The organism is Castellaniella sp. FW104-7C03, assembly GCF_040276085.1.
GTDB lineage: Bacteria > Pseudomonadota > Gammaproteobacteria > Burkholderiales > Burkholderiaceae_B > Castellaniella.
This window is the reverse complement of sequence record NZ_JBELOK010000017.1, coordinates 1-21,517: the sequence shown is the minus strand read 5'-3', so window position 1 is coordinate 21,517 and position 21,517 is coordinate 1. Positions and strand designations below refer to the sequence as shown.

Annotated in this window: 22 protein-coding genes; 14 read left to right on the top strand and 8 right to left on the bottom strand. The window is 56.1% G+C overall.

What is annotated here, in order from left to right:
* Window positions 1-131: 131 nt before the first annotated feature.
* From ABS758_RS14640 to ugpB, 4 genes are read right to left on the bottom strand one after another with little or no spacing between them, the layout of a single operon-like run.
* Entirely contained in the window at window positions 132-1,229 is a 1,098-nt protein-coding gene (locus ABS758_RS14640) for a sn-glycerol-3-phosphate import ATP-binding protein UgpC (RefSeq protein WP_350384063.1), read from the bottom strand.
* Between the two features lie 13 nt (window positions 1,230-1,242).
* Entirely contained in the window at window positions 1,243-2,085 is an 843-nt protein-coding gene (gene ugpE, locus ABS758_RS14635; RefSeq protein WP_350384062.1) for a sn-glycerol-3-phosphate ABC transporter permease UgpE, read from the bottom strand.
* Window positions 2,086-2,100: 15 nt separating this feature from the next.
* A complete protein-coding gene (gene ugpA / locus ABS758_RS14630) occupies window positions 2,101-2,982 on the bottom strand; it encodes a sn-glycerol-3-phosphate ABC transporter permease UgpA (protein ID WP_350384060.1) in 882 nt (293 codons plus the stop codon).
* 3 nt (window positions 2,983-2,985) lie between these two features.
* Window positions 2,986-4,296, bottom strand: coding sequence for a sn-glycerol-3-phosphate ABC transporter substrate-binding protein UgpB (ugpB, locus tag ABS758_RS14625; protein ID WP_350384058.1), 1,311 nt, complete (start codon window positions 4,294-4,296; stop codon window positions 2,986-2,988).
* A gap of 136 nt (window positions 4,297-4,432) precedes the next feature.
* On the opposite strand from ugpB, the gene proC reads away from it, so the two are divergent.
* From proC to ABS758_RS14595, 6 genes are all read left to right on the top strand, one after another.
* Window positions 4,433-5,269, top strand: coding sequence for a pyrroline-5-carboxylate reductase (gene proC, locus ABS758_RS14620; RefSeq protein WP_350384056.1), 837 nt, complete (start codon window positions 4,433-4,435; stop codon window positions 5,267-5,269).
* A 162-nt stretch (window positions 5,270-5,431) separates the two neighbouring features.
* Window positions 5,432-6,550, top strand: coding sequence for a high-affinity branched-chain amino acid ABC transporter substrate-binding protein (locus ABS758_RS14615; RefSeq protein WP_350384054.1), 1,119 nt, complete (start codon window positions 5,432-5,434; stop codon window positions 6,548-6,550).
* 84 nt (window positions 6,551-6,634) lie between these two features.
* On the top strand, window positions 6,635-7,564 hold the full coding sequence (gene livH / locus ABS758_RS14610) for a high-affinity branched-chain amino acid ABC transporter permease LivH (protein ID WP_350384052.1): 930 nt from the start codon (window positions 6,635-6,637) through the stop codon (window positions 7,562-7,564).
* Window positions 7,561-8,790 (top strand): high-affinity branched-chain amino acid ABC transporter permease LivM, encoded by a 1,230-nt coding sequence (livM, locus tag ABS758_RS14605; RefSeq protein ID WP_492304523.1) that lies wholly within the window; start codon window positions 7,561-7,563, stop codon window positions 8,788-8,790. Before livH ends, livM begins: the two co-directional genes overlap by 4 nt.
* Window positions 8,787-9,551, top strand: a complete 765-nt coding sequence (livG, locus tag ABS758_RS14600) for a high-affinity branched-chain amino acid ABC transporter ATP-binding protein LivG (RefSeq protein WP_350384049.1) — start codon at window positions 8,787-8,789, stop codon at window positions 9,549-9,551. Before livM ends, livG begins: the two co-directional genes overlap by 4 nt.
* A 2-nt stretch (window positions 9,552-9,553) precedes the next feature.
* Window positions 9,554-10,255: an ABC transporter ATP-binding protein gene (locus ABS758_RS14595; RefSeq protein WP_350384047.1), complete on the top strand. Its 702-nt coding sequence runs from the start codon at window positions 9,554-9,556 to the stop codon at window positions 10,253-10,255.
* Between the two features lie 118 nt (window positions 10,256-10,373).
* Here ABS758_RS14595 and ABS758_RS14590 read toward each other — a convergent pair whose 3' ends face one another.
* Window positions 10,374-10,985, bottom strand: a complete 612-nt coding sequence (locus tag ABS758_RS14590) for a glutathione S-transferase family protein (protein WP_350384045.1) — start codon at window positions 10,983-10,985, stop codon at window positions 10,374-10,376.
* Between the two features lie 182 nt (window positions 10,986-11,167).
* Here ABS758_RS14590 and ABS758_RS14585 point away from each other — a divergent pair, with 182 nt between their 5' ends.
* From ABS758_RS14585 to ABS758_RS14560, 6 genes are read left to right on the top strand one after another with little or no spacing between them, the layout of a single operon-like run.
* A complete protein-coding gene (locus tag ABS758_RS14585; protein WP_350384043.1) occupies window positions 11,168-12,142 on the top strand; it encodes a D-2-hydroxyacid dehydrogenase in 975 nt (324 codons plus the stop codon).
* Window positions 12,143-12,192: 50 nt separating this feature from the next.
* The gene (locus tag ABS758_RS14580) at window positions 12,193-13,236 is read left to right on the top strand and encodes a type I glyceraldehyde-3-phosphate dehydrogenase (RefSeq protein ID WP_350384041.1); all 1,044 of its coding nucleotides are present in this window, start codon (window positions 12,193-12,195) and stop codon (window positions 13,234-13,236) included.
* Window positions 13,237-13,293: 57 nt separating this feature from the next.
* The gene (gene fumC, locus ABS758_RS14575) at window positions 13,294-14,697 is read left to right on the top strand and encodes a class II fumarate hydratase (RefSeq protein WP_350384039.1); all 1,404 of its coding nucleotides are present in this window, start codon (window positions 13,294-13,296) and stop codon (window positions 14,695-14,697) included.
* 3 nt (window positions 14,698-14,700) lie between these two features.
* Window positions 14,701-15,075, top strand: coding sequence for a DUF488 domain-containing protein (locus tag ABS758_RS14570; RefSeq protein WP_350384038.1), 375 nt, complete (start codon window positions 14,701-14,703; stop codon window positions 15,073-15,075).
* 13 nt (window positions 15,076-15,088) lie between these two features.
* Complete coding sequence (locus ABS758_RS14565; protein WP_350384036.1) at window positions 15,089-15,418, top strand: NfeD family protein; 330 nt, start codon at window positions 15,089-15,091, stop codon at window positions 15,416-15,418.
* Complete coding sequence (locus tag ABS758_RS14560; protein WP_492304522.1) at window positions 15,415-16,275, top strand: slipin family protein; 861 nt, start codon at window positions 15,415-15,417, stop codon at window positions 16,273-16,275. The genes ABS758_RS14565 and ABS758_RS14560 overlap by 4 nt, the downstream gene beginning before the upstream one ends.
* Here ABS758_RS14560 and ABS758_RS14555 read toward each other — a convergent pair.
* Window positions 16,160-16,648, bottom strand: a complete 489-nt coding sequence (locus tag ABS758_RS14555) for a redoxin domain-containing protein (RefSeq protein ID WP_350384034.1) — start codon at window positions 16,646-16,648, stop codon at window positions 16,160-16,162. The two genes, ABS758_RS14560 and ABS758_RS14555, sit on opposite strands and share 116 nt — an antisense overlap.
* 164 nt (window positions 16,649-16,812) lie before the next feature.
* Between ABS758_RS14555 and ABS758_RS14550 the strand changes: the two genes are divergently transcribed.
* Together ABS758_RS14550 and nadB are read left to right on the top strand one after the other, a co-directional pair.
* The gene (locus tag ABS758_RS14550; RefSeq protein ID WP_424657618.1) at window positions 16,813-17,139 is read left to right on the top strand and encodes a c-type cytochrome; all 327 of its coding nucleotides are present in this window, start codon (window positions 16,813-16,815) and stop codon (window positions 17,137-17,139) included.
* A 131-nt stretch (window positions 17,140-17,270) separates the two neighbouring features.
* Entirely contained in the window at window positions 17,271-18,914 is a 1,644-nt protein-coding gene (gene nadB / locus ABS758_RS14545; protein ID WP_350384030.1) for an L-aspartate oxidase, read from the top strand.
* 68 nt (window positions 18,915-18,982) lie between these two features.
* Here nadB and nadC read toward each other — a convergent pair whose 3' ends face one another.
* Window positions 18,983-19,867 carry a carboxylating nicotinate-nucleotide diphosphorylase gene (nadC, locus tag ABS758_RS14540; protein ID WP_424299972.1) on the bottom strand — a complete coding sequence of 295 codons (885 nt, stop codon included), beginning with the start codon at window positions 19,865-19,867 and terminating at the stop codon, window positions 18,983-18,985.
* On the bottom strand, window positions 19,864-21,000 hold the full coding sequence (gene nadA / locus ABS758_RS14535) for a quinolinate synthase NadA (RefSeq protein ID WP_350384028.1): 1,137 nt from the start codon (window positions 20,998-21,000) through the stop codon (window positions 19,864-19,866). The genes nadC and nadA overlap by 4 nt, the downstream gene beginning before the upstream one ends.
* Window positions 21,001-21,517 lie beyond the last annotated feature (517 nt).

Sequence of the window (21,517 nt, the reverse complement as noted above, 5' to 3'; positions counted from 1 at the left end):
TGAATTGCTCATCGTACTTCGTCATGAAAAACACCCCAAAGGTTGGATCGGTGTCCAACTTTTGGGGTGCAGTTCATTTCGAGGGCCTTGTTTATTCAAGTGTTTCGGTGATCCAATAACCGCATGGCTGATCAGGCACCATCTGCCGGGCTTTCAATCCGCTTACCGGTGTCAGCATGAAACCAATGCGCAGGATGCTGGCCGTCAGGGCCCAGGTTGATCTTGTCGCCAACAGAAAGCTTTTGTCCCTGCGTTTCTGCCACCGTACAACGCAGCACCACACTTTGCGTGCCCCAGCGCGTGTGCACCAGTTGCTCGGAGCCCAATACCTCGACCATTTCAATAACCACGGGAAGCCCCGGTTGATTGATGCGCAGGTGCTCGGGGCGCAAACCCAGTATCGCTTTGCGTACGCCTGCGGCCAGTCCCGCCGGCGCCTTGACCGGCAAGGCAACACCATCCGGGCCTTGCACACGCCTCTGATCGTCGATATCCACTTGAAGCAGATTCATCGGTGGGGCACCAATAAAGCTGGCCACAAAGACAGTGGCCGGGCGCTCAAAGACCTCGGATGGCGTGCCAATCTGCTCTGGGATCCCTTGGTTCATCACCACCATGCGATGGGCGAGCGTCATGGCCTCAACCTGATCGTGTGTCACGTAAAGGCTGGTAGTGCCCAGCCGTTGATGCAGTTTCTGGATTTCCAGCCGCATCTGCACGCGCAATTTGGCGTCAAGATTGGACAATGGCTCGTCAAACAGAAAAACCGAGGGTTCTCGGACGATGGCACGCCCCATGGCCACGCGCTGCCGCTGGCCACCAGATAACTGGCGGGGGCGCCGGTCCAGCAATTGATCGAGTTCTAGAATACGGGCGGCATCATCCACGCGGCGGCGAATGTCTTCTTTACTCATCCGGCGGATCTTGAGCCCATATGCCATATTGTCAAATACGCTCATGTGAGGGTAGAGCGCGTAATTTTGAAACACCATGGCAATATCGCGCTCGGCAGGTTCAAGCGTATTGACCACACGATCACCAATCATGATCTCGCCATCCGTAATGGATTCGAGGCCTGCCACCATCCGCATCAATGTGGATTTGCCACAGCCAGAAGGGCCCACAATGACGACGAACTCGCCATCACGAACATCCATGTCGATGCCATGAATGACGGCTACGCCGCCAGGGTAAGTCTTGCGCACATTGCGAAAGCTCAGGGTTGCCATGTGGTTGTGTATCCTATTTTTCGGTATCGACCAGGCCCTTGACGAACCATTTCTGCATGAAAATCACCACTGCAGCAGGCGGCACCATTGCCAGCAAAGCAGTTGCCATAACGAGATTCCACTCGGTGACACTATCACCGCCTGCAATCATCCTGCGAATGCCGACCACCACCGGATACATGTTTTCTTGGGTGGTGATAATAAGTGGCCATAGATATTGGTTCCAGCCGTAAATAAACTGGATCACGAACAGGGCTGCAATGCTGGTACGCGACAAAGGAAACAAAATATCCTTGAAGAACCGCATCGGGCCGGCCCCATCGATACGGGCCGCTTCAACAAGCTCGTCGGGCACCGTCAGGAAAAACTGCCGGAATAAAAAAGTAGCGGTAGCAGAAGCAATCAGCGGCAAGGTGAGGCCTGCGTAACTGTTGAGCATGCCAAGATTGGCCACGACCGCATAGGTAGGCGCAATCCGTACCTCGACGGGCAGCATCAACGTCACAAAAATCATCCAGAAGCACAGCATGCGTAGCGGAAACCGAAAATAAACCACCGCAAACGCAGAAAGCATCGAGATAAAGATTTTGCCAATGGCAATGGCCAGTGCCATGAATGTACTGATCCACAGCATGCGGCCGACGGGCGGCGTGTTTACCGCATTACCTGTCAGGACGGTCCAGTAATTTTCCAGGAAGTGCCCGCCGGGGATAAGCGACATGGGCGCCTGGGCGACTTCTTGTGCAGTTTGTGTCGAAGCCACAAACGCGACATAAAGCGGAAATGCAATCACCACCACGCCCAGAATCAGGACAGCATGAGAGATGAGGTCGAGCAGGGGCCTGCGTTCAACCATATTGACGCGCCTCCATCAGTAGTTGACCTTGCGATCGACATAACGAAACTGGATAGCAGTGAGGGCGATGACAATCAGCATCAGAATGACCGATTGTGCTGCTGAAGAGCCGAGATCCAGGCCTTTGAACCCGGCGTTATATACCTTGTAAACCAGGATGTCCGTGGCGCGCCCGGGGCCGCCTTGCGTGACAATATCGATGACCGCAAATGTGTCAAAAAAGGCATAAATAAAGTTGATCACCAGGAGAAAGAAACTGGTGGGGGACAACAGGGGAAATACGATTGAAAAAAACCGCCGCACAGGCCCCGCACCGTCAATGGCAGCCGCCTCGATCAATGAGCGGGGGATAGACTGCAAGCCCGCCAAAAAAAACAAAAAGTTATACGACACTTGCTTCCAGATGGATGCAAAGACAATCAGCGCCATTGCATCTTCGCCGTCGAGGCGGGGGTTCCAGTGCAGCCCCATCTGAACCATGGCAACGGCCAAAATGCCCACCGAGGGGGAAAACAAAAACAGCCATAACACCCCTGCGACTGCAGCGGCCACTGCGTAGGGCCAAATGAGCAAGGTTTTATAAACTGTTGCCCCGCGAACCACGCGATCTGCCATTACCGCCAGCAGCAGCGAAATGGACAGACCTCCGATGGCTACCCAGGTCGAAAACCAGGCTGTCGTACGGAACGAAGCCAGGTAATCGGCGCTGGAGAACAAAGCCATGAAATTGGCCAGCCCCACAAACTGTGAGGACAGGCCGAACGGGTCTTCCAGACGAAACGACTGCCACATGGCTTGCCCGGCCGGCCAAAAGAAAAAAACCAGAGTGATGGCCAACTGCGGAGCCAACAACAACCAGGGCAGGGTCTTGTGACGGAAGACGACGCGTTTTTCCATGAATTACTTGACGCTCTTCTCGAAACGTTCCAACAGAGCATCGCCTTCGGTGGTCATCTTCTTCAGCCCATCCTCGGGGCTGACTTTACCAGCGAAGATTTGCTCCATTGTGCTGTCTTCAATATCGCGGATCTGGGGCAGGTATCCCAGCCGGATGCCCCGAGAATTGGCAGTGGTATCGGCATTGAGCTGTCGCACGGCCACTTCCGTACCAGGGTTTTTCTCATAGAAACCGGACTTTTTGGTTTCTTCGTAGCCTGCTTTGGTGACTGGTACATAACCAGTGTTCTGGTGCCAGGCTGCAGCTTGGGCAGGGCTGGATAGAAACTTGAAGAATTTGACTACCCCTTTGTAGGTGGCATCAGACTTGCCGGAGAACACCCATAATGATGCGCCGCCAATAATGGAGTTTTGTGGCGCGCCTTTGACGTCGGGATAATAGGGCAGGGTAGATGTACCGAAAGCAAACTGACCATTTTTAAGAATGGACGCCCGCATGCCGCTTGAACCGGTATACATGCCGCACTTGCCCGACGTAAACAGGGCGTTGCCGGCATCACCCCGGCCCCCGTAGGTGAACTCACCGGCCTTGGCCATATTGGACAAAAAGGTGAGATGCTTTTTAAACAAAGGGCTGTCCAGTTGCAACCGTGCGCCTAAGCCACCAAAACCATTATCCAGCGAGGCATACGGAACGTTGTGCCAGGCAGCGAAGTTTTCAAGCAAAACCCAGGAGGGCCATGCGGTGGAATACCCGCATTCCATGCCTGCGGCACGCAGCTTTTTAGCTGCATCGGCAAGCTCAGGCCAGGTCTTGGGTGGTTTGTCGGGATCAAGACCCGCCTTTTTGAAAGCATCCTTGTTGTAATACAGCACCGGGGTGGAGCTGTTGAACGGCATCGACACCAGCTTGCCTTCGGGCGACGAATAATAACCGGCTACTGCACCCAGAAAACCGGATGGATCGATGGGATCACCCACTTTTTCAGACAAGGCCTGCACAGGTTGTACAGCCCCCTTGGCATACATCATCGTGGCCGTGCCAACTTCGAATACCTGAAGAATATCGGGCGCATTACCTGCACGGAAAGCGGCAATACCGGCATTCATGGATTCGCCATAAGCGCCCTTGTACACCGCATGCACAACATAATCCGACTGACTGGCGTTGAAATCCTTGGCGATAGCGTCAACGCGCTCTCCGAGGGGACCTTCCATGGAATGCCAGAACGTGATGTCGGTTGCTGCATTGGCTGCTCCGGCGCTAGCCAGCAGGGCCGCAAGCATCGTCAAACGAGAAATACGAAATGCCATTGAAATCTCCTTGAGGGTGTCCACCAATTATGCCGTGGCGGATGCGGGGCATTATAGGTACCTATTGTGAACAGTTCTGGTCAGATTTGACAATCCCTGTTTCCCGCAAGCAAATGGGCTCGTACAATACAGCGCTATGGAAAAAAATAATCTTTCACTGGCACTGGTGGGGGGTGGCAACATGGCCAGCGCCCTGGCCAGCGGCCTGATGGGCCGAAGCTGCCTGGCACAGGATGTTCACGTCATCGACCCCAGCGCCGATACCCGGCAGCAATGGGAAACCCAAGGCACCACCACGGCTGCCGAACCCTCTGCACGCCTGTCCGAGTGCAAAGTATGGTTCTTTGCCGTCAAGCCGCAGATCATGTCACAGGTAGTACCGCTTTGCCGGCCCTGGCTACGCCCCGACACTCTGGTGATCAGTATTGCAGCGGGCATCCCCGCCGAAGCAATTGCCCGGTGGCTGGGCACTGACGCTACCCCCTATCAACAGGTTGTCCGTTGCATGCCCAATACGCCGGCCCTGATTGCCTGCGGCATGACCGGCATGGCCGCCTTGCCGGGGGTGACCGATCCCGATCGCCAATTGGCCGAGACCCTGCTGCGCTCGGTTGGCGACGTGCTTTGGGTAGAAGACGACGCAGCCATTGATGCGGTAACCGCAGTCTCTGGCAGTGGGCCAGCTTACGTATTTTTGTTTCTCGAAGCCCTGATTGCTGCAGGCGTCGAGCAGGGCTTGTCGCCCCAGCATGCCCGCCAGCTTGCTTTGGCCACATTTCATGGCGCCACCCAACTGGCAACGCTCTCACCCGACACCCCTGATGTGCTGCGTCAACGGGTTACCTCCAAAGGCGGCACAACAGCAGCCGCCCTGCAAGTGTTTCAAGAGCGCCAACTTCCAGACATCATGCGCGAGGCTGTGGCTGCTGCCGCCCACCGTGCAAAAGAGCTCGCCCAAGAATTTTCAAAGTAACAGCCTTTATCAGGGATTAACCGTAGTGACACCTCCGGAGCAAGTCGTCAGAATACGCCTGCCGCTCAGGGCGGAAGCAGAAAACCAACGCTTCACGCCCCTGGGTCAAGCACCCGATCGGGTTCTTTCATACCAGCGGCGCCTCTACCGGAGACATCCCGAATGACGTTCACTTTGCGTATCACCCCCGTTATTTTGGCTTTTGGCGCAATGTCGCTGGCGGCCGGGGCACACGCCGACACACTCAAGATCGGCATCCCCCAGCCCATGACAGGCCCCAACACTCAGTACGGAGACCAGATCCAGGCTGGCGCACTCACAGCCATCGATGCGCTTAATGCTGCCGGCGGCATCAAAGGCATGCAAATCGAAGCCCTGCTGATTGACGATGGCTGCGAACCCAAACAGGCCGTTCCTGCAGCCAACCGTGTGGTCAACTCGGGTGCCAAATTTGCGGTGGCACACGCCTGCTCGGGCACTACCGTGCCTGCCGTCAATGTCTACGAACAAGAAGGCATTGTCGCGATCACCCCGGGTGCAACATCGCCCCTGGTTACCGACACCATCAAGCCGCATTACTTCTTTCGCACCATCGGCCGCGACGACCAACAAGGCCCGTTTGCAGCCGATTACATTGCCAAGCAAATCAAACCACAAAAAGTGGCCATTTTGCACGACAAGCAAACCTATGGCTCTGGTGTCGCTACCCAGGTACAAAAATCCCTAGAGAAAGCCGGCGTCAATATCGCCATGTTCGAAGGGATCAACGTGGGCGACAGTGATTACTCTGCAGTCATCTCCAAGCTCAAGGCGCTGGGCCCCGATCTGATTTACTTTGGTGGTTACCATCCCGAGCTCGGCTTATTGCTGCGCCAGGCACGCGAACAAGGGCTGGATACCCAATTTATGGGTCCTGAAGGCGTTGCCAACAAAGATCTCACTGCCATTGCTGGCCCGGCAGTCGACAAGCTTCTGGTCACATTGCCAGCCGATTTCACGAAGCGTCCCGGCAATGAGAAAATTCTCGAGAACTTCAAGCAATACAAACGCAGCCCGGATGGTGCGTTTACCATGACAGCCTATGCGGCTGTTCAAGTACTGGCTGACAGCATCAATGCCGTGGGCACCGACCCCGACAAAGTTGCTGCCTACATGCACAAAAACAGCTTTGATACTGGTATCGGCAAAGTAGACTACGATGCGAAGGGTGACCTCAAACATTTCGAGTTTGCTGTGTTTCGTTGGGACGTCAACGGCAACATGACCCAGATCCAGCCTTAAAGGCTCGGCAGGCCTTGGTCACGACCAGGGCTGTTTTCGGCAAGGCCTTCGGGCTTTGCCATCACCTTGTATATCCCCGCCATTATGTCCGACTTGCTCCCTCTACTGACGCAACAGCTGTTTAACGGCCTGTCGCTTGGTGCCATTTATGCGCTGATCGCGATCGGCTACACCATGGTCTACGGCATTATTGGCATGATCAATTTCGCCCATGGCGAAATCTACATGATCGGTGCCTATGTTGGCTTGGTTACGCTTTCTGCAATCGGCATCAATAGCGGCCTGCCACTACCCATCATGATCCTCATCATGTTGATCATGGCAATTCTGGTCACGGCCGTCTATGGCTTCGCCGTCGAAAAAGTAGCCTATGCACCGCTGCGCAACAGCCCCCGGCTGGTCCCCCTGATTTCCGCCATCGGTATGTCCATTTTTCTGCAAAACTGGGTAGCCACCGGGCAGGGCGCCCGCGACATGGCCGTCCCGGCGCTGATCAACGGCTCAGTTAATTTCACCATCGGTGCCAGTGATTTCTCCGTCACCGCGCCATACTCCAGAATCCTCATTATCGTTGTAACGATCCTGATGATGCTGGGCCTGACACTTTTCATTAAGTACTCGCGCACCGGACAAGCCTCCCGGGCCTGCTCGCAAGATCTTCACATGGCCAATCTGCTGGGCATCGACACCAGCCGGATCATCTCGTTCACCTTCATGATTGGCGCCATGATGGCTGCCGTCGGTGGCGTGCTGATTGCACTTGCCATCGGCAAGCTCAATCCGTTTATTGGCTTCATCGCCGGAATCAAGGCATTTACCGCCGCCGTCCTGGGAGGCATCGGCAGCATCCCCGGCGCAATGCTGGGCGGTGTGCTGCTGGGCCTGGCCGAAACCTTCGCAGCCGCATTTATTTCATCGCAGTACAAGGATATTGTTGCCTTCCTGCTGCTCGTCTTCATCCTGATGTTCCGTCCCACGGGGCTGTTGGGTAAACCCGAGGTGGAAAAGGTCTGATGATGCACAACCTCAAGAATTCTTTCATTGCCGCACTGATGGCGGGCGTTATCATCGCGCCTGTGTATGGCCTGCAGATTCTACGCAAAGGTCAGGAAACCTATCTGCAACCAGACTGGAAAATGATCATCGGCGGCATGCTGGCGGTCTTTATATTCCAGATGGTGCGACCACTGCTGTCACGTCGCAAAAAAACCGGCAAGTTCAAATTCCAGATACCCGCCATCACCGACGGCATGCGCCACAAAGCCATTATTGTGCTGGTGCTGTTTGCCATTGTCTGGCCATTTTTCTCTGGCCGGGCCCAAGTGGACATCGCCACACTGGTCCTGATTTACGTCATGTTGGGCCTGGGGCTCAATATCGTGGTCGGGTTTGCTGGTTTGCTCGATCTGGGCTTTGTCGGCTTTTACGCCACCGGCGCCTATACCTATGCACTGCTTTATCACTGGGCAGGGTGGGGCTTCTGGGAAGCACTGCCCTTTGCCGGGCTGGTGTCAGCGCTGTTTGGGTTTGTGCTGGGGTTTCCGGTATTGCGTCTCCGAGGTGATTACCTTGCAATCGTCACTCTGGGCTTTGGCGAAATCATCCGCCTGCTGCTTATCAATTTCTATAATCTCACTGGCGGCCCGGACGGCATCTCAGGTATTCCCAAGCCGTCATTTTTTGGCTACCAAATGACGCGCCGCTCGATGGACGGCACGCCCACTTTTCACGAGATGATGGGCTGGACATTTAATAGCGAGCACGTCGTGGTGTATCTGTACCTGATGGCCTTGCTGCTGGTGCTGTTTACCTTGTATTTCACCAGTCGCCTGATCCGCATGCCCATTGGCAGAGCCTGGGAAGCCTTGCGCGAAGATGAGATCGCTTGCCGCTCGCTGGGTCTCAATCCCCGCAATATCAAGTTGTCGGCCTTCACCATGGGTGCCATGTTCGCAGGCTTTGGTGGCGCGTTCTTCGCAGCACGCCAGGGCCTGGTCAATCCCGAGTCCTTCACCTTCATTGAGTCCGCACTGATTCTGGCCATCGTGGTGTTGGGTGGCATGGGGTCTCAGCTTGGCGTGATCCTGGCCGCCATACTGCTTACTGTGGTACCCGAAATTGCACGCGAGTTCGCCGAATACCGGATGCTGATTTTTGGCCTGGTGATGGTCGCAATGATGGTGTGGCGCCCCCAAGGTCTGTTGCCAGTAAAACGCCCGCAAGTGGAACTAGAATCATGAGTGAATCTTTATTGCAGGTCAGCGGGCTGACCATGCGGTTTGGTGGCCTGCTGGCTGTCGACCAAATTGATTTTGACGTTCGCAAGAACGAAGTTTTTGCCATCATCGGCCCCAACGGCGCCGGCAAAACCACGGTTTTTAATTGCGTGGGCGGTTTCTACAAACCCACCACCGGACGCATCACCATGGACAGCAAGCCCATCACCGGCCTGCCCAGCCATAAGGTGGCGCGTCACGGCCTGGTGCGCACATTCCAGAATGTGCGTCTATTTAAAAATCTGACGGTCCTCGAAAATCTTTTGGTGGCCCAGCACACGCTGATGCAAACCGGTTTACTGCAAGGTTTGTTCAAGTTGCCATCCTTTCGTCACTCAGAGTCTGAGGCCAAGCAGCGGGCGGTTCAGTGGTTGGATTTCATGAATATTCGCGAGTATGCCAACCGCGAAGCAGGCAACCTGGCCTACGGCCACCAGCGCCGCCTCGAGATTGCCCGCTGCATGATCACACAACCGCGATTGCTGATGCTCGACGAGCCCGCAGCCGGCCTGAATCCTCAAGAAAAACACGATCTCTCCCTCCTGATCGACCAGCTGCGCCGCGAATACGGCGTCGCTGTGTTGCTCATCGAGCATGACATGAGCCTGATCATGGGCGTCTCAGACCGCATTCTGGTCATGGAGCACGGCAAACCCATCATTACCGGCCTGCCCGAGGAAGTCCGCACGGATCCCCGTGTCATCAAAGCTTATTTGGGAGAATAACCGTGCTCAAACTTGAAAACGTCAGTACGTTTTACGGCGCCATTCAGGCACTCAACGAAGTCTCTGTTGAAGTCAACCAGGGTGAAATCGTTACCCTGATTGGTGCCAATGGCGCCGGTAAAACCACCTTGCTCATGACGGTCTGCGGTAACCCCCGTGCACGCTCTGGGCGCATCACCTTCGAGGGCGAGGACATCACCGAACAGCCCACTCATACAGTGATGCAACGGGGAATCGCCATTTCACCAGAGGGTCGTCGGGTATTTCCCGACCTCACCGTGGCCGAGAACCTGAACATGGGGGCATTTTTTCTCAATAAGTCCCAAACCGAAGAAAGCATGGAGCACGTCTTCGATCTGTTTCCACGCCTTAAAGAACGGGCCAACCAACGGGCAGGCACGATGTCCGGAGGCGAGCAGCAAATGCTGGCTATCGGCAGGGCGCTGATGACACGTCCCAAGCTCTTGTTGCTTGACGAACCCACACTGGGCTTGGCTCCGCTGATCATTGCGCAGATCTTCGACATCATCCGCACCATCCGGGAAGAGGGTGTCACGGTGTTTTTGGTTGAGCAAAATGCCAATAAGGCACTGCAGGTGGCCGACCGCGGTTACGTACTGGAAACCGGTAAAGTGGTGCTGGCTGATACCGGCGCAAATCTGCTCAGCAATGACGAAGTACGCAAGGCCTATCTGGGCGCATAATCGGCCAGTAAGTCAATAGAACAAGGCCAGTGCCGGCGCGATGTAAGGAGATCACAGCAAACCGGCACTGGCCTTGTTTTTACAGCAGCCTTACCACCAATGATTATTGCAGGCTGCCTTAGATAAGGCCTTGTGCCTTCAGAGCTGCTTGCACGCCGGGATCTGCCTGCATGCGTTGTTGAAACTTGCGAAGATTTTCCATGTCGGGTAAAGCAAGTTGCTTCGCATCAGCCCACATCAGCAAGACAAACAGATAGGGATCCGCCACAGAGCGCTGCTCACCCAGCCATTCGCGGCCCTTCAGGCGCTGATTGGCGAGGGCAAACATACCCTTGAGCTTTTCGATGGCCTTGCTGGCAAGCACCTTGCCAATGGCTTCGTCGCCACCGCTAAAGTACGGTGCCCCAAAGACCAGGGCAAACGTGCGGTGCATGTCCGAATTGCAAAAGCTGAGCCAACGTCGTGCTTCAGCACGTGCACGCGGGGTATTACCCAGCAAATTGGCCTCAGGATTCAGTTCGGCCAAGTAATCGAGAATCGCCGCACTTTGGGTCAGTACGAAGTCGCCATCCACCAGAGTGGGCACTGCGCCAGCCGGATTGAGCTTGAGGTACGCAGGCTCTTTGGTTTGCTCACGGGTCAGGCGTTCGGTTTCGTAGGGTTTGCCAATCCACTCGAGTGCAATATGGGTAGCCAGCGGGCAAGCCCCAGGAAAGTAATAAAGCTTCATGAAGTTTCTTCCATCAGTGTGAAATCCATCTGCTGTTATACCACCGCAAAAGAGACAGGGCTGGCCGTGGCCATACACGCTCAGGGTCGACTTCCCGCCACAACGGCACCAAACCCTGACGGGCTTGGCTTAGAGTAGACTAGAGACTCATTGACGCTTTGACTGAGAAGAAAGGCCCGTCCATGGACCCACTGCACATCGTATTTCTGGATAGAGGCACTGTCCCGGCATCCATTGATATCCCTGCACCAGCTGTGCCCCACGAATGGGTTTCTTATACAAAGACATCCCCCGACGAAGTCGTCGAGCGTATTCGTAATGCAGATATCGTTGTCACCAACAAAGTGGTGCTCAATGCCAGCATACTGCAGCAGGCCCCGCAACTTAAAATGATTGCCCTTACGGCCACCGGCACCGACAACATCGACCTCGATGCCTGCAATCACCGGAGCATCATTGTCTCCAACGTGCGCGAGTACGCCGTGCACTCCGTGCCCGAGCACGTCTTTGCACTGATGCTGGCCCTCAGGCGCAATCTGTTGGCATACCATCAATCGGTGGGGCAGGGACGCTGGCAGGAAAGCAACCAGTTTTGCTATTTTGATTACCCGATCCAGGATCTTGCCGGTGCAACACTGGGCATCATTGGCCGAGGAGCCCTCGGAGAAGCCGTGGCCGAAATCGCCCGCGCCTTTGATATGAGAGTGCAATTTGCGGCCCGCCGGGATACCGATGCCCCCGCTGAAGACTACACATCATTCAGCCATGTTTTGCGCACCAGTGATGTCATCAGCCTGCATTGTCCGCTCAATGCGCAAACACGCAACATGATCTCGGCAGACGAGTTCTCGCTGATGGAGCGCAAGCCCCTGCTCATCAACACAGCCCGAGGCGGATTGGTGGACGAGGTCGCCCTGGGACGTGCGCTCGAAACCGGACAGATCAGCGGTGCAGGGTTTGATGTTGCCACGCAGGAACCCCCGGCACCCGATCACCCTTTATTAAAACTGCTGCGATTTCCAAATTTCATCCTGACTCCGCACGTGGCCTGGGCCAGCCAGGAAGCCATCCACGGGATGGCCAAACAGGTTTGCAACAACATCGAGGCCTTTTGCAATGGTTCGCCCCGCAATGTGGTAGCTGGATTCAGTGGCTAAGAAAACCGTGGCAACACCATGTGCATCAAGCAGGCCCCAAATTAATCCCCATGTCTAAGCCCTTGAAAATCGCCATCAATGGCTATGGCCGTATTGGCCGTTGCGTTTTACGCGCCCTGATCGAATCCGGACATTACGGCGCTGTGCAGGTGGTGGCCATCAACGAGCCCGCTGATCTGCAGTCGATGGCTTATCTGACGCAGTTTGATTCCACCCATGGCATTTTCCCAGGCGAAGTCAGCGTCACTTCATCCGGATTGCGAGTTGCCGGCCAGGACATTGCCGTTTTTCATGCCAACACGCCGGCAGACGTCCCTTGGTCCTCGCTGGGCCTGGACCTGGTACTTGAATGTTCGGGTGCCTATGGCAGCCGGGACGCGCTCAATGCCTTTCTCGACGCGGGATGCCCCCGCTTGCTGGTGTCCAACCCGGGTCACAGCGCGGGAGACGTCGATTGCACGATTGTGCATGGCACCAATGATCTCGAGCTGCAGGCCTCGCACCGCGTGGTATCTGCAGCCTCCTGCACCACCAACAGTGTTGTCCCTATCCTTGATCTGCTGGACCGCCGTCTGGGAGTGGAAAGCGCATTTCTGACCACCTTGCATTCGGTGATGAACGACCAGCCCATGATCGACGGCTATCACCATTCTGATTTAAGGCGTACCCGATCGGCCATGCAATCCATTGTGCCGGTAACCACCGGCCTGGCTCAAGGTGTAGAACGCCTTTTGCCGCAACTTGCCGGACGCATCCAGGCCAAGGCCGTCAGGATGCCTATTCTTAACGTCTCAGCAATCGACCTCACTGCCAACTTGGCACGCGCCACAACGGTGGAAAATCTCAACGCGCTGATACAGGACGCAGTGTTGGCACATCCCAGGCTGCTGGCCTGGACTCAACAACCTCACGCGTCCATCGACTTCAATCACAATCCTCACTCTGCGATCGTGGATCTCGGACAGACCCGTGTTAACAATGGGCGGTTCGTCAATCTGCTGATCTGGTTTGACAACGAGTGGGGATTTGCCAACCGGATGATCGACCTGACTCTGGCGTGGGCCAGGTTGTTTCGCGGCACCAGCATAAGCTAGGGCCCGCGCATTCCGTTTACCTTCACTTCAATCGAAACGATACAGGAGCTTGATATCATGGCTGATAGCCGTACTGAAACCGATTCCATGGGGCCCATCGAGGTACCCAGCGCCCATTACTGGGGAGCCCAGACCCAGCGGTCAATTCAAAACTTTCCGATCGGTGTGGCTCGTTTTCGTTGGCAGCCTCCGGTGATTCACGCCTTGGGCGTTCTGAAAAAAGCCGCCGCGCAGGCCAACACCGAGCTCGGCGAGCTTCCGGCCGATATCGGCAAGCTGGTTGAACAGGCCGCCACCGAAGTCATCGACGGGAAACTCAATGCCGAGTTTCCGCTGGTGGTGTTCCAGACAGGTTCGGGCACTCAATCCAACATGAACGCCAATGAAGTCATCTCCAACCGGGCGATCGAGCTGGCAGGGGGGGCCATGGGATCCAAATCACCCGTGCACCCCAATGATCACGTCAATCGCGGACAATCCTCCAACGATACGTTTCCGACAGCCATGCACATCGCCGTGGCAACCGAGCTGGCACGGCATTTGTTTCCATCGGTAGGCAAGTTGCGCGCCACTCTGGATGCCAAAGCCCAGGCCTTCGAGAAAATCGTCAAAACGGGCCGCACCCACTTGCAGGATGCCACCCCCATTACCCTGGGCCAGGAAATCAGTGCCTGGGTGGCACAAATTGATTTTGCCCTGGACGCAGTGCAAGCCGCATTGCCTGGTGTCTACGATCTGGCCATCGGGGGTACAGCGGTTGGTACCGGCCTAAACGCCCATCCGCGTTTTGGCGAACTGGCGGCCGCCCGCATCGCAGACATCACCGGTTTACCGTTTCGCAGCGCAGAAAACAAATTTTTTGCTTTATCGGCTCATGATGCACTGGTCAATATGTCGGCTGCCCTGCGCACGCTGGCCGGTGCACTGATGAAAATCGCCAATGATGTACGCTGGCTGGCCAGTGGCCCACGCTGCGGGATTGGAGAGCTCACCATTCCCGAAAACGAGCCAGGCTCGTCCATCATGCCGGGCAAGGTAAACCCCACACAATGCGAAGCCATGACGATGGTTTGCGTTCAGGTGTTTGGCAACGACGCAGCCGTAGCCTTTGCAGGTTCACAAGGCAACTTTCAGCTGAATGTCTATAAGCCTGTCATGGTTCACAACGTGCTCGAAAGCATCGGTCTGCTGGCGGATGCCTGCCTGTCATTCGACGAGCACTGCGCCCTGGGGATCGAACCCAACGCCGAGCGTATTCAGCAAAACCTGGAAAAAAACCTGATGTTGGTGACGGCCCTAAATCGCCACATCGGCTACGACAAAGCCGCCGCCATCGCCAAAAAGGCCCATAAAGAACACAGTACCCTGCGGCAGGCCGCTTTGGCGCTGGGTTTCCTGACAGATGCGCAGTACGATGAATGGATCATCCCTCTGGATATGACGCATCCCAGTAAAGGCTAAGCCATGACAAACCGAGTCCAGATCAAACGTGCCTACGACGCCCCCGCAAATAGCGACGGCTATCGTGTCTTGGTCGATCGACTCTGGCCTCGGGGCATCTCCAAACAAACCTTGCACCACGACCAATGGTGCAAGGATCTCGCTCCCAGCACTGATTTACGCAAGTGGTTCGATCACAAACCCGAACGCTGGGAGAAATTTCATGAAGATTACCTGGCCGAGCTGGCGACCGAACAGGCGACCAAACAAATCGACGAGATTCTGGCAGCCACCCAAAGCGGCAAGATCACCTTGCTCTATGGTGCCAAGGATACCGAACACAATCAGGCTGTCGTGCTTGCCGAGCTCATGAACCGCCGCGATCAGCACGCGCACTGACGGAGATCTGCAGATGCTGCTGCTTTATTTTGGCACTCAATCCGTGTGGGCACTGATTCTGCTTGGACTGGTGATCGTACTGGCGGCCGTCATCGGCATCCAGGCCCATCGCAGCCGGGCGTTGGGTGGCAACGAAGAACTGCTCGGGATGCTGGGCGAGGTCACCGATCAACCCGACGCGCGCGGAACCAGTCGTGTTCTGGTGCGCGGTGAAATCTGGCAGGCCCGATCAGACACGGCCATCAGCCCCGGCCAAACCATCCGGGTCAAGCGTGTGCGCGGGCTGGTGCTGACTGTCGAGCCCTTGCCTTCCGGTGACAAAATTTCTGGAGAATCCTCATGATGTTTCTCGACCTGGGCTCGGGAGTGAGCCTGCTGGTACTACTCTTTTTATTACTGGTGCTCTTCAAGCTGTTCCACATTCTGCGCGAATACGAACGAGCGGTGATCTTTACGCTGGGGCGCTTTACAGGCTCAAAGGGGCCTGGCCTGATCATCGTGATTCCGTTCCTGCAGCAATTGGTCAGGGTGGATATGCGGGTGATCACCATGGATATTCCACCCCAGGACGTGATCTCCCGGGATAACGTCTCGGTACAGGTCAATGCGGTGGTGTATTTCCGGGTGGTCGACCCCGGAAAAGCCATTATCCAGGTAGAGCATTTTCTGGAAGCCACCAGCCAGCTGGCGCAAACCACGCTACGGGCCGTGCTGGGCAAGCACGAACTCGATGAAATGCTCTCTGAACGCGAAAAGCTGAATACGGACGTCCAGACCATCCTGGACGCGCAAACAGACGGTTGGGGGATCAAGGTCACCAACGTTGAAATCAAGCACATCGATCTCAACGAGACCATGGTGCGTGCGATGGCCAGGCAAGCCGAGGCCGAACGCGATCGTCGCGCTAAGGTTATCCATGCCGAAGGCGAGCGCCAGGCCGCGCAGGCGCTGGCAGACGCTGCCAATATGTTGGCGCAAGAGCCCTCTGCCATGCAGCTGCGATATCTTGAAACCCTCACTCAGATCGCCGGAGACAAATCATCGACACTGGTGTTTCCGGTGCCCATTGACTTGCTGGCCGGCTTTATGGGGCCATCGAATCCGCTTCGGACAGCAGTTGCCCAATCACCGCGCCCACCCGTAGGTCATCCAGCTGGCCAAAGTGATGCAGCCGAACCCGGCCCTGAGCATCCAGAATAATCAGGGTAGGGGTACCTTGCATGCGCCAGGCTTGCATGGTGCAAGGAATAGGATTGCCACGAGGATCTGGGCGGTCGATACCCACAGGAAAATGAATCCGGTATTCGTGCAGGAACGCCCGCAAGGCCACTTCCTGCATGGCCTCGTGATGCTCAAAAACCGTGTGCAATCCTATCACCTGCAGGCGCCCCACCGGAAACATCTGATGAATGGCGCGTGCCTGGGGAATACCATGCGAAACGCATCCTGGGCACAGCATCTGAAACGCGTGCACCACCACAACCGTACCGCGCAGATCAGCCAGCGACAACGGGGCATCGACATTAAGCCAGCGCTCAACATCCCATTCGATGGCGTTTTCGCCCTGTACCATGATGAACACCTCCGGTTGGTTCAACTATCATCATAGGACGCCTGTCCTGCGCAGGGAAGGCCTACAATACGCACCAGTATTTGCCTGGCCCACAATGCTTCATGGTGTAATGTTGGGCTGATCACCATCCAACTTCGTTGACAACTGGAGACTCACTCATGAAACTGTCTGCACTGGCCCTATGTGTTCCTTTGCTGGCTCTGGGTACTGCTGCCCACGCTGCCCCCGATTTTGCACAAGTCAAAGACATTCTCACTAAAAACGCCTGCCTGGCCTGTCATGCCGTAGACAAAAAAGTGGTCGGCCCGGCCTACACAGAAGTTGCGGCCAAGCACAAAGGTCAGGCAGATGCAGCCGCTGTGCTCACCAAGCACATCAAAGAAGGCAGCACCGGCAATTACGGTCCTATCCCGATGCCTCCCAACGCAGGGATCTCCGACGCCGATATCAAAACAGTGGTCGAATGGCTGGTGGCCGGTGCCCCCCAGTAAGCATTCTGTACTGAGAACCCTGCAGGCAGCCCAAGGCTGAGGCAGGGTTTTTTGCTTTCTTTGCCATCCCGACAGGCTGACGGGCTGGCACGCATCGCTGCGCAGCACCAGCCATTTCACCAAGCAGGGATATGGGCGAACATTATTACGACGTACTGATTATCGGCAGCGGGCTCTCAGGCCTTACTGTTGCCTTGCACCTGGCAGCAGACAAAAAAGTGGCACTAGTCTCCAAGAAAGCGCTGCTGGATGGCTCCAGCAATTGGGCCCAAGGAGGAATCGCAGCGGTTCTGGATTCCCAGGACAGCCACGAACGTCACGTAGAAGACACGCAAATTGCCGGGGCCGGCCTGTGCGACGCCGAAGCCACCCGCCACATCGTGCAGCAAGGCCCCTCAGCCATCAACTGGCTGATTCAGCTGGGCGTACCTTTTACCCCAGACCAAAGTGCCGAGCTGGGCTTTCACCTTACACGCGAGGGTGGTCACAGCCAGCGAAGAATCATCCACGCTGCAGACGAAACCGGCCATCTGGTACAGCTGACGTTAGAACAGCAGGTACGGGCGCACCACAATATCACCTTGCTCGAGCATCACTCGGGGGTCGAACTCATCACCAGCCGCATTCTTGATGCCACTGGTGCTGCGACACCCTCGCCACACACGCCGGCCCGATGCCTGGGCGCCTATGTTTACGACGAGCAGGCCGACCAGGTGCGCACCATACTGGCGGGCCAAGTGGTGCTGGCCACCGGTGGCGCCGGCAAAGTCTATCTGCACACCAGCAACCCGGACACCTCTACGGGCGACGGTATCGCCATGGCCTGGCGAGCAGGGTGCCGTGTGGCCAATATGGAGTTCATGCAGTTTCACCCCACGTGCATGTACCACCCACAAGCAAAGTCTTTTTTGATTTCCGAAGCCGTGCGAGGCGAGGGCGGTGTACTGCGCCTGCCAGCCTCGGCCGGTGCCCAGGCGGGCGAGCGCTTCATGCAATGGCACGACGAGCGCCTGGAGCTGGCACCACGGGACGTCGTGGCCCGCGCCATTGATTTTGAAATCAAAAAGCGAGGACTCACGCACGTTGATCTGGACATCAGCCATCGCCCTCCCGAATTCATTCGCGAGCACTTTCCCACCATCCACGCACGCTGCCTTGAATTTGGCATTGACATGACAAGCATGCCGATTCCGGTGGTGCCGGCGATGCACTTTACCTGCGGTGGCGTGGTGATTGACCTAAACGGCCGCACTGATATCCCTGGCCTGTACGCGGTGGGTGAAACTGCCTATACAGGCTTGCACGGTGCCAACCGGCTGGCCAGCAACTCTTTGCTGGAGTGTCTGGTGATTGGCCGCAATGCAGCCCACGCTATCGACGCCCAGCCCCGTGAGGCACCCACAGAAGCCAAAGTGCCTGATTGGGATGACAGCCGGGCACGCGATGGTGTCGAAGCCGTACTGGTAACTCATGCCTGGGACGAAGTCCGGCGCCTGATGTCCAACTACGTTGGCATCGTGCGGACTCAAAAGCGCCTGAATCGCGCCCAGCAACGGATCCACCTGCTTGAGCAGGAAATCGAAGCCTACTATCAAGAATACCGGGTCACCAGCGATCTGCTTGAGTGTCGCAACCTGATCCAGGTGGCCGCACTGGTGGTGGCGGCGGCCTTGTCACGCAAAGAAAGTCGCGGTCTGCATTATTGTCAGGATTTTCCCTGGACACTGCCCAAAGCCCTGCCCACGGTGATGACCCCTGAAGAAGGGTTTCGCTAGCCAAAAGCACCTATGCCCGGCGCATTTGGGCTTAGGGCCGGGCATGGTAAATATCACCAATAACGCAATTACATGATTCGCAAAGAGTAATCGACCGCCTTGATGTCTTTGGTGAGGCTGCCCACCGAGATACGATCGACACCCGTTTGAGCAATCGCACGCACGGTGCCGTGAGTAATGCCTCCAGAGGCCTCCAGCACGGCTCGGTCTTGATTCAGCCGCACGGCTTCGCGCAGATCCTCAAGCGGGAAATTATCCAGAAGCACTGATTTCGCCCCTGCCGCCAGCGCCTGCTGAAACTCGTCCAGAGACTCGACCTCGATTTGCACAGGCACACTGCCCGGCAAATTGTCCGCCGCCTGAAGGACGTGGGCAATCCCGCCGGCAGCCGCAATGTGGTTTTCTTTGATGAGAACGCCGTCATACAAGGCCAGGCGCTGGTTCTTTCCACCGCCCACTCGTACTGCATATTTTTGCCCCAGGCGCAGCCCTGGCAAGGTTTTGCGGGTGTCCAGCACAGCGGCTCGCGTGCCAGTGACAAGCTCTGCATATCGACGGGTAGCAGTCGCTACGCCCGAAAACAGCTGCAAGAAATTAAGGGCTGTGCGCTCGGCTGTGAGCAAGCCACGGGCAGGACCATGCAAGCGGCACACCACAGCCCCCGGCTCCATCCAATCGCCTTCTGCATAGCACCAATCCAGCACGATACGCGAATCGACCCGGCGCATGACTTCTTCAAACCAGGGAGCACCACACAATACGGCCGCTTCACGCACAATCACCCGCGCGGTCTTAACCAGATCCTCAGGGATCAGCAGACCGGTGATATCTCCTGTGCCGACGTCCTCGGCCAGAGCCTGATCGATGTGGGCATCGAAAGCCGCCTGCAGAGCGGGCGGGAAGGGGGCATGGGGGTTATGCAGTGTCGACATCATGCGATCTTGTGAACTCATGCCGGCCCAACATTTGAGAACAGGGCCTGCTCCTGTGCAAGATCAGCGCCCGGCCGCACATTACGGCGTTTGGCCGCAGCAAAATCCAGCATGCGATCAATACACACTTTGGCCTTGCGCCCCAAGGCAGGATCCAGTTTGACCTCATTGTGGTCAAACTCAAGTGCATCGGCCACACCTTTAAGGGAATTCATGGCCATCCAGGGACAGTGGGCACAGCTTTTACAGGTGGCAGATTCCCCAGCTGTGGGCGCTGCAATAAAGGTTTTATCCGGTGCCGCCAGCCGCATTTTGTGCAACAGGCCTTGGTCGGTAGCCACGATAAACGTGGTAACCGGGGATTCAGTAACCGCCTTGAGCAACCGGGAGGTAGAGCCCACCACGTCTGCCTGGGCCACCACAGAGGCCGGGGATTCCGGGTGTACCAGGATCTGCGCATCTGGATAATCCTTGCGCATGAGGTCGAGCTCGACCCCTTTGAACTCATCGTGCACGGTGCAGGACCCCTGCCACAACACCATATCGGCGCCCGTCTCTCGCTGAATATAAGAGCCCAGGTGACGATCGGGTGCCCAAAGGATCTTCTTGCCCTGACGATGGAGATCGGCAACGATATCCAGCCCGATGGAAGACGTCACCATCCAGTCGGCTTGCGCCTTTACAGCGGCACTGGTGTTGGCATACACCACAACGACGCGATCGGGATATTGTGCTCGAAACTGCGCAAACGCCAACGGATCACAGCCAAGATCAAGAGAGCAGGTGGCATCGAGATCGGGCATCAGGATGCGTTTTTCGGGACTGAGAATCTTGGCCGTTTCTCCCATGAAACGCACACCGGAAACAACCAGCGTCTGGGCCGGATGATCGCGCCCAAAACGGGCCATTTCAAGGGAATCCGACACACAGCCGCCGGTTTCTTCGGCGATATCCTGGATATCGGCGTCGACATAATAATGGGCAACCAATGCCGCGTTACGTGCTTTAAGCAAATGGCGAATGCGGTTTTTCTGAAATTCGCGTTCTTCGGACGACAGCGGCGGGTTGACCCGCGCCCAAGCCTCGGCAACATTGAGTGTGCCATTAGCCATGTCCGGACGATCGAACGCTACGATTCGAGTACCAGAGAGCATGATATGAAGAGGTGAGATAAAACACAACAGACTGAAGAATCATACGACAAAGGCGTACAGACTGTCGGGATGACCGCTTCTACAAGCAGGATTCTGTCCTTTTCTTCTTATTTATCTTACTTTACATAATACGCATTATGCGTATTAAAGTGATAAGATATATCCCGAATGGGCCCAAATTAGGACTCAAGAGCGCTCTGAACTAAATTCGCCACGCTTTTGGAACTAAATTCGCCACCAGGATGCAAAACTCCCATGTGGCGAATTTAGTTCCATTTCATAAATCGATCCGTCAGATAAACTACGAATGTGATGGGCGCTCGTCCAGATAAGCTCCCGCATCGGATAAAATGTGAGCTTGTAGCGCTTCTGTGTAGAGTTACCTGGCAACCTTTTCTCCATGGAAACCAAGATGAGCGATACCTCTTCCGTTGCTGAACTGAATCACACCGGGAATCGCGGAGGCTGTTTGATTAAAGTAAAACAGGTTCCGCAGGCGGTGCTGCAAGTTGTCGAT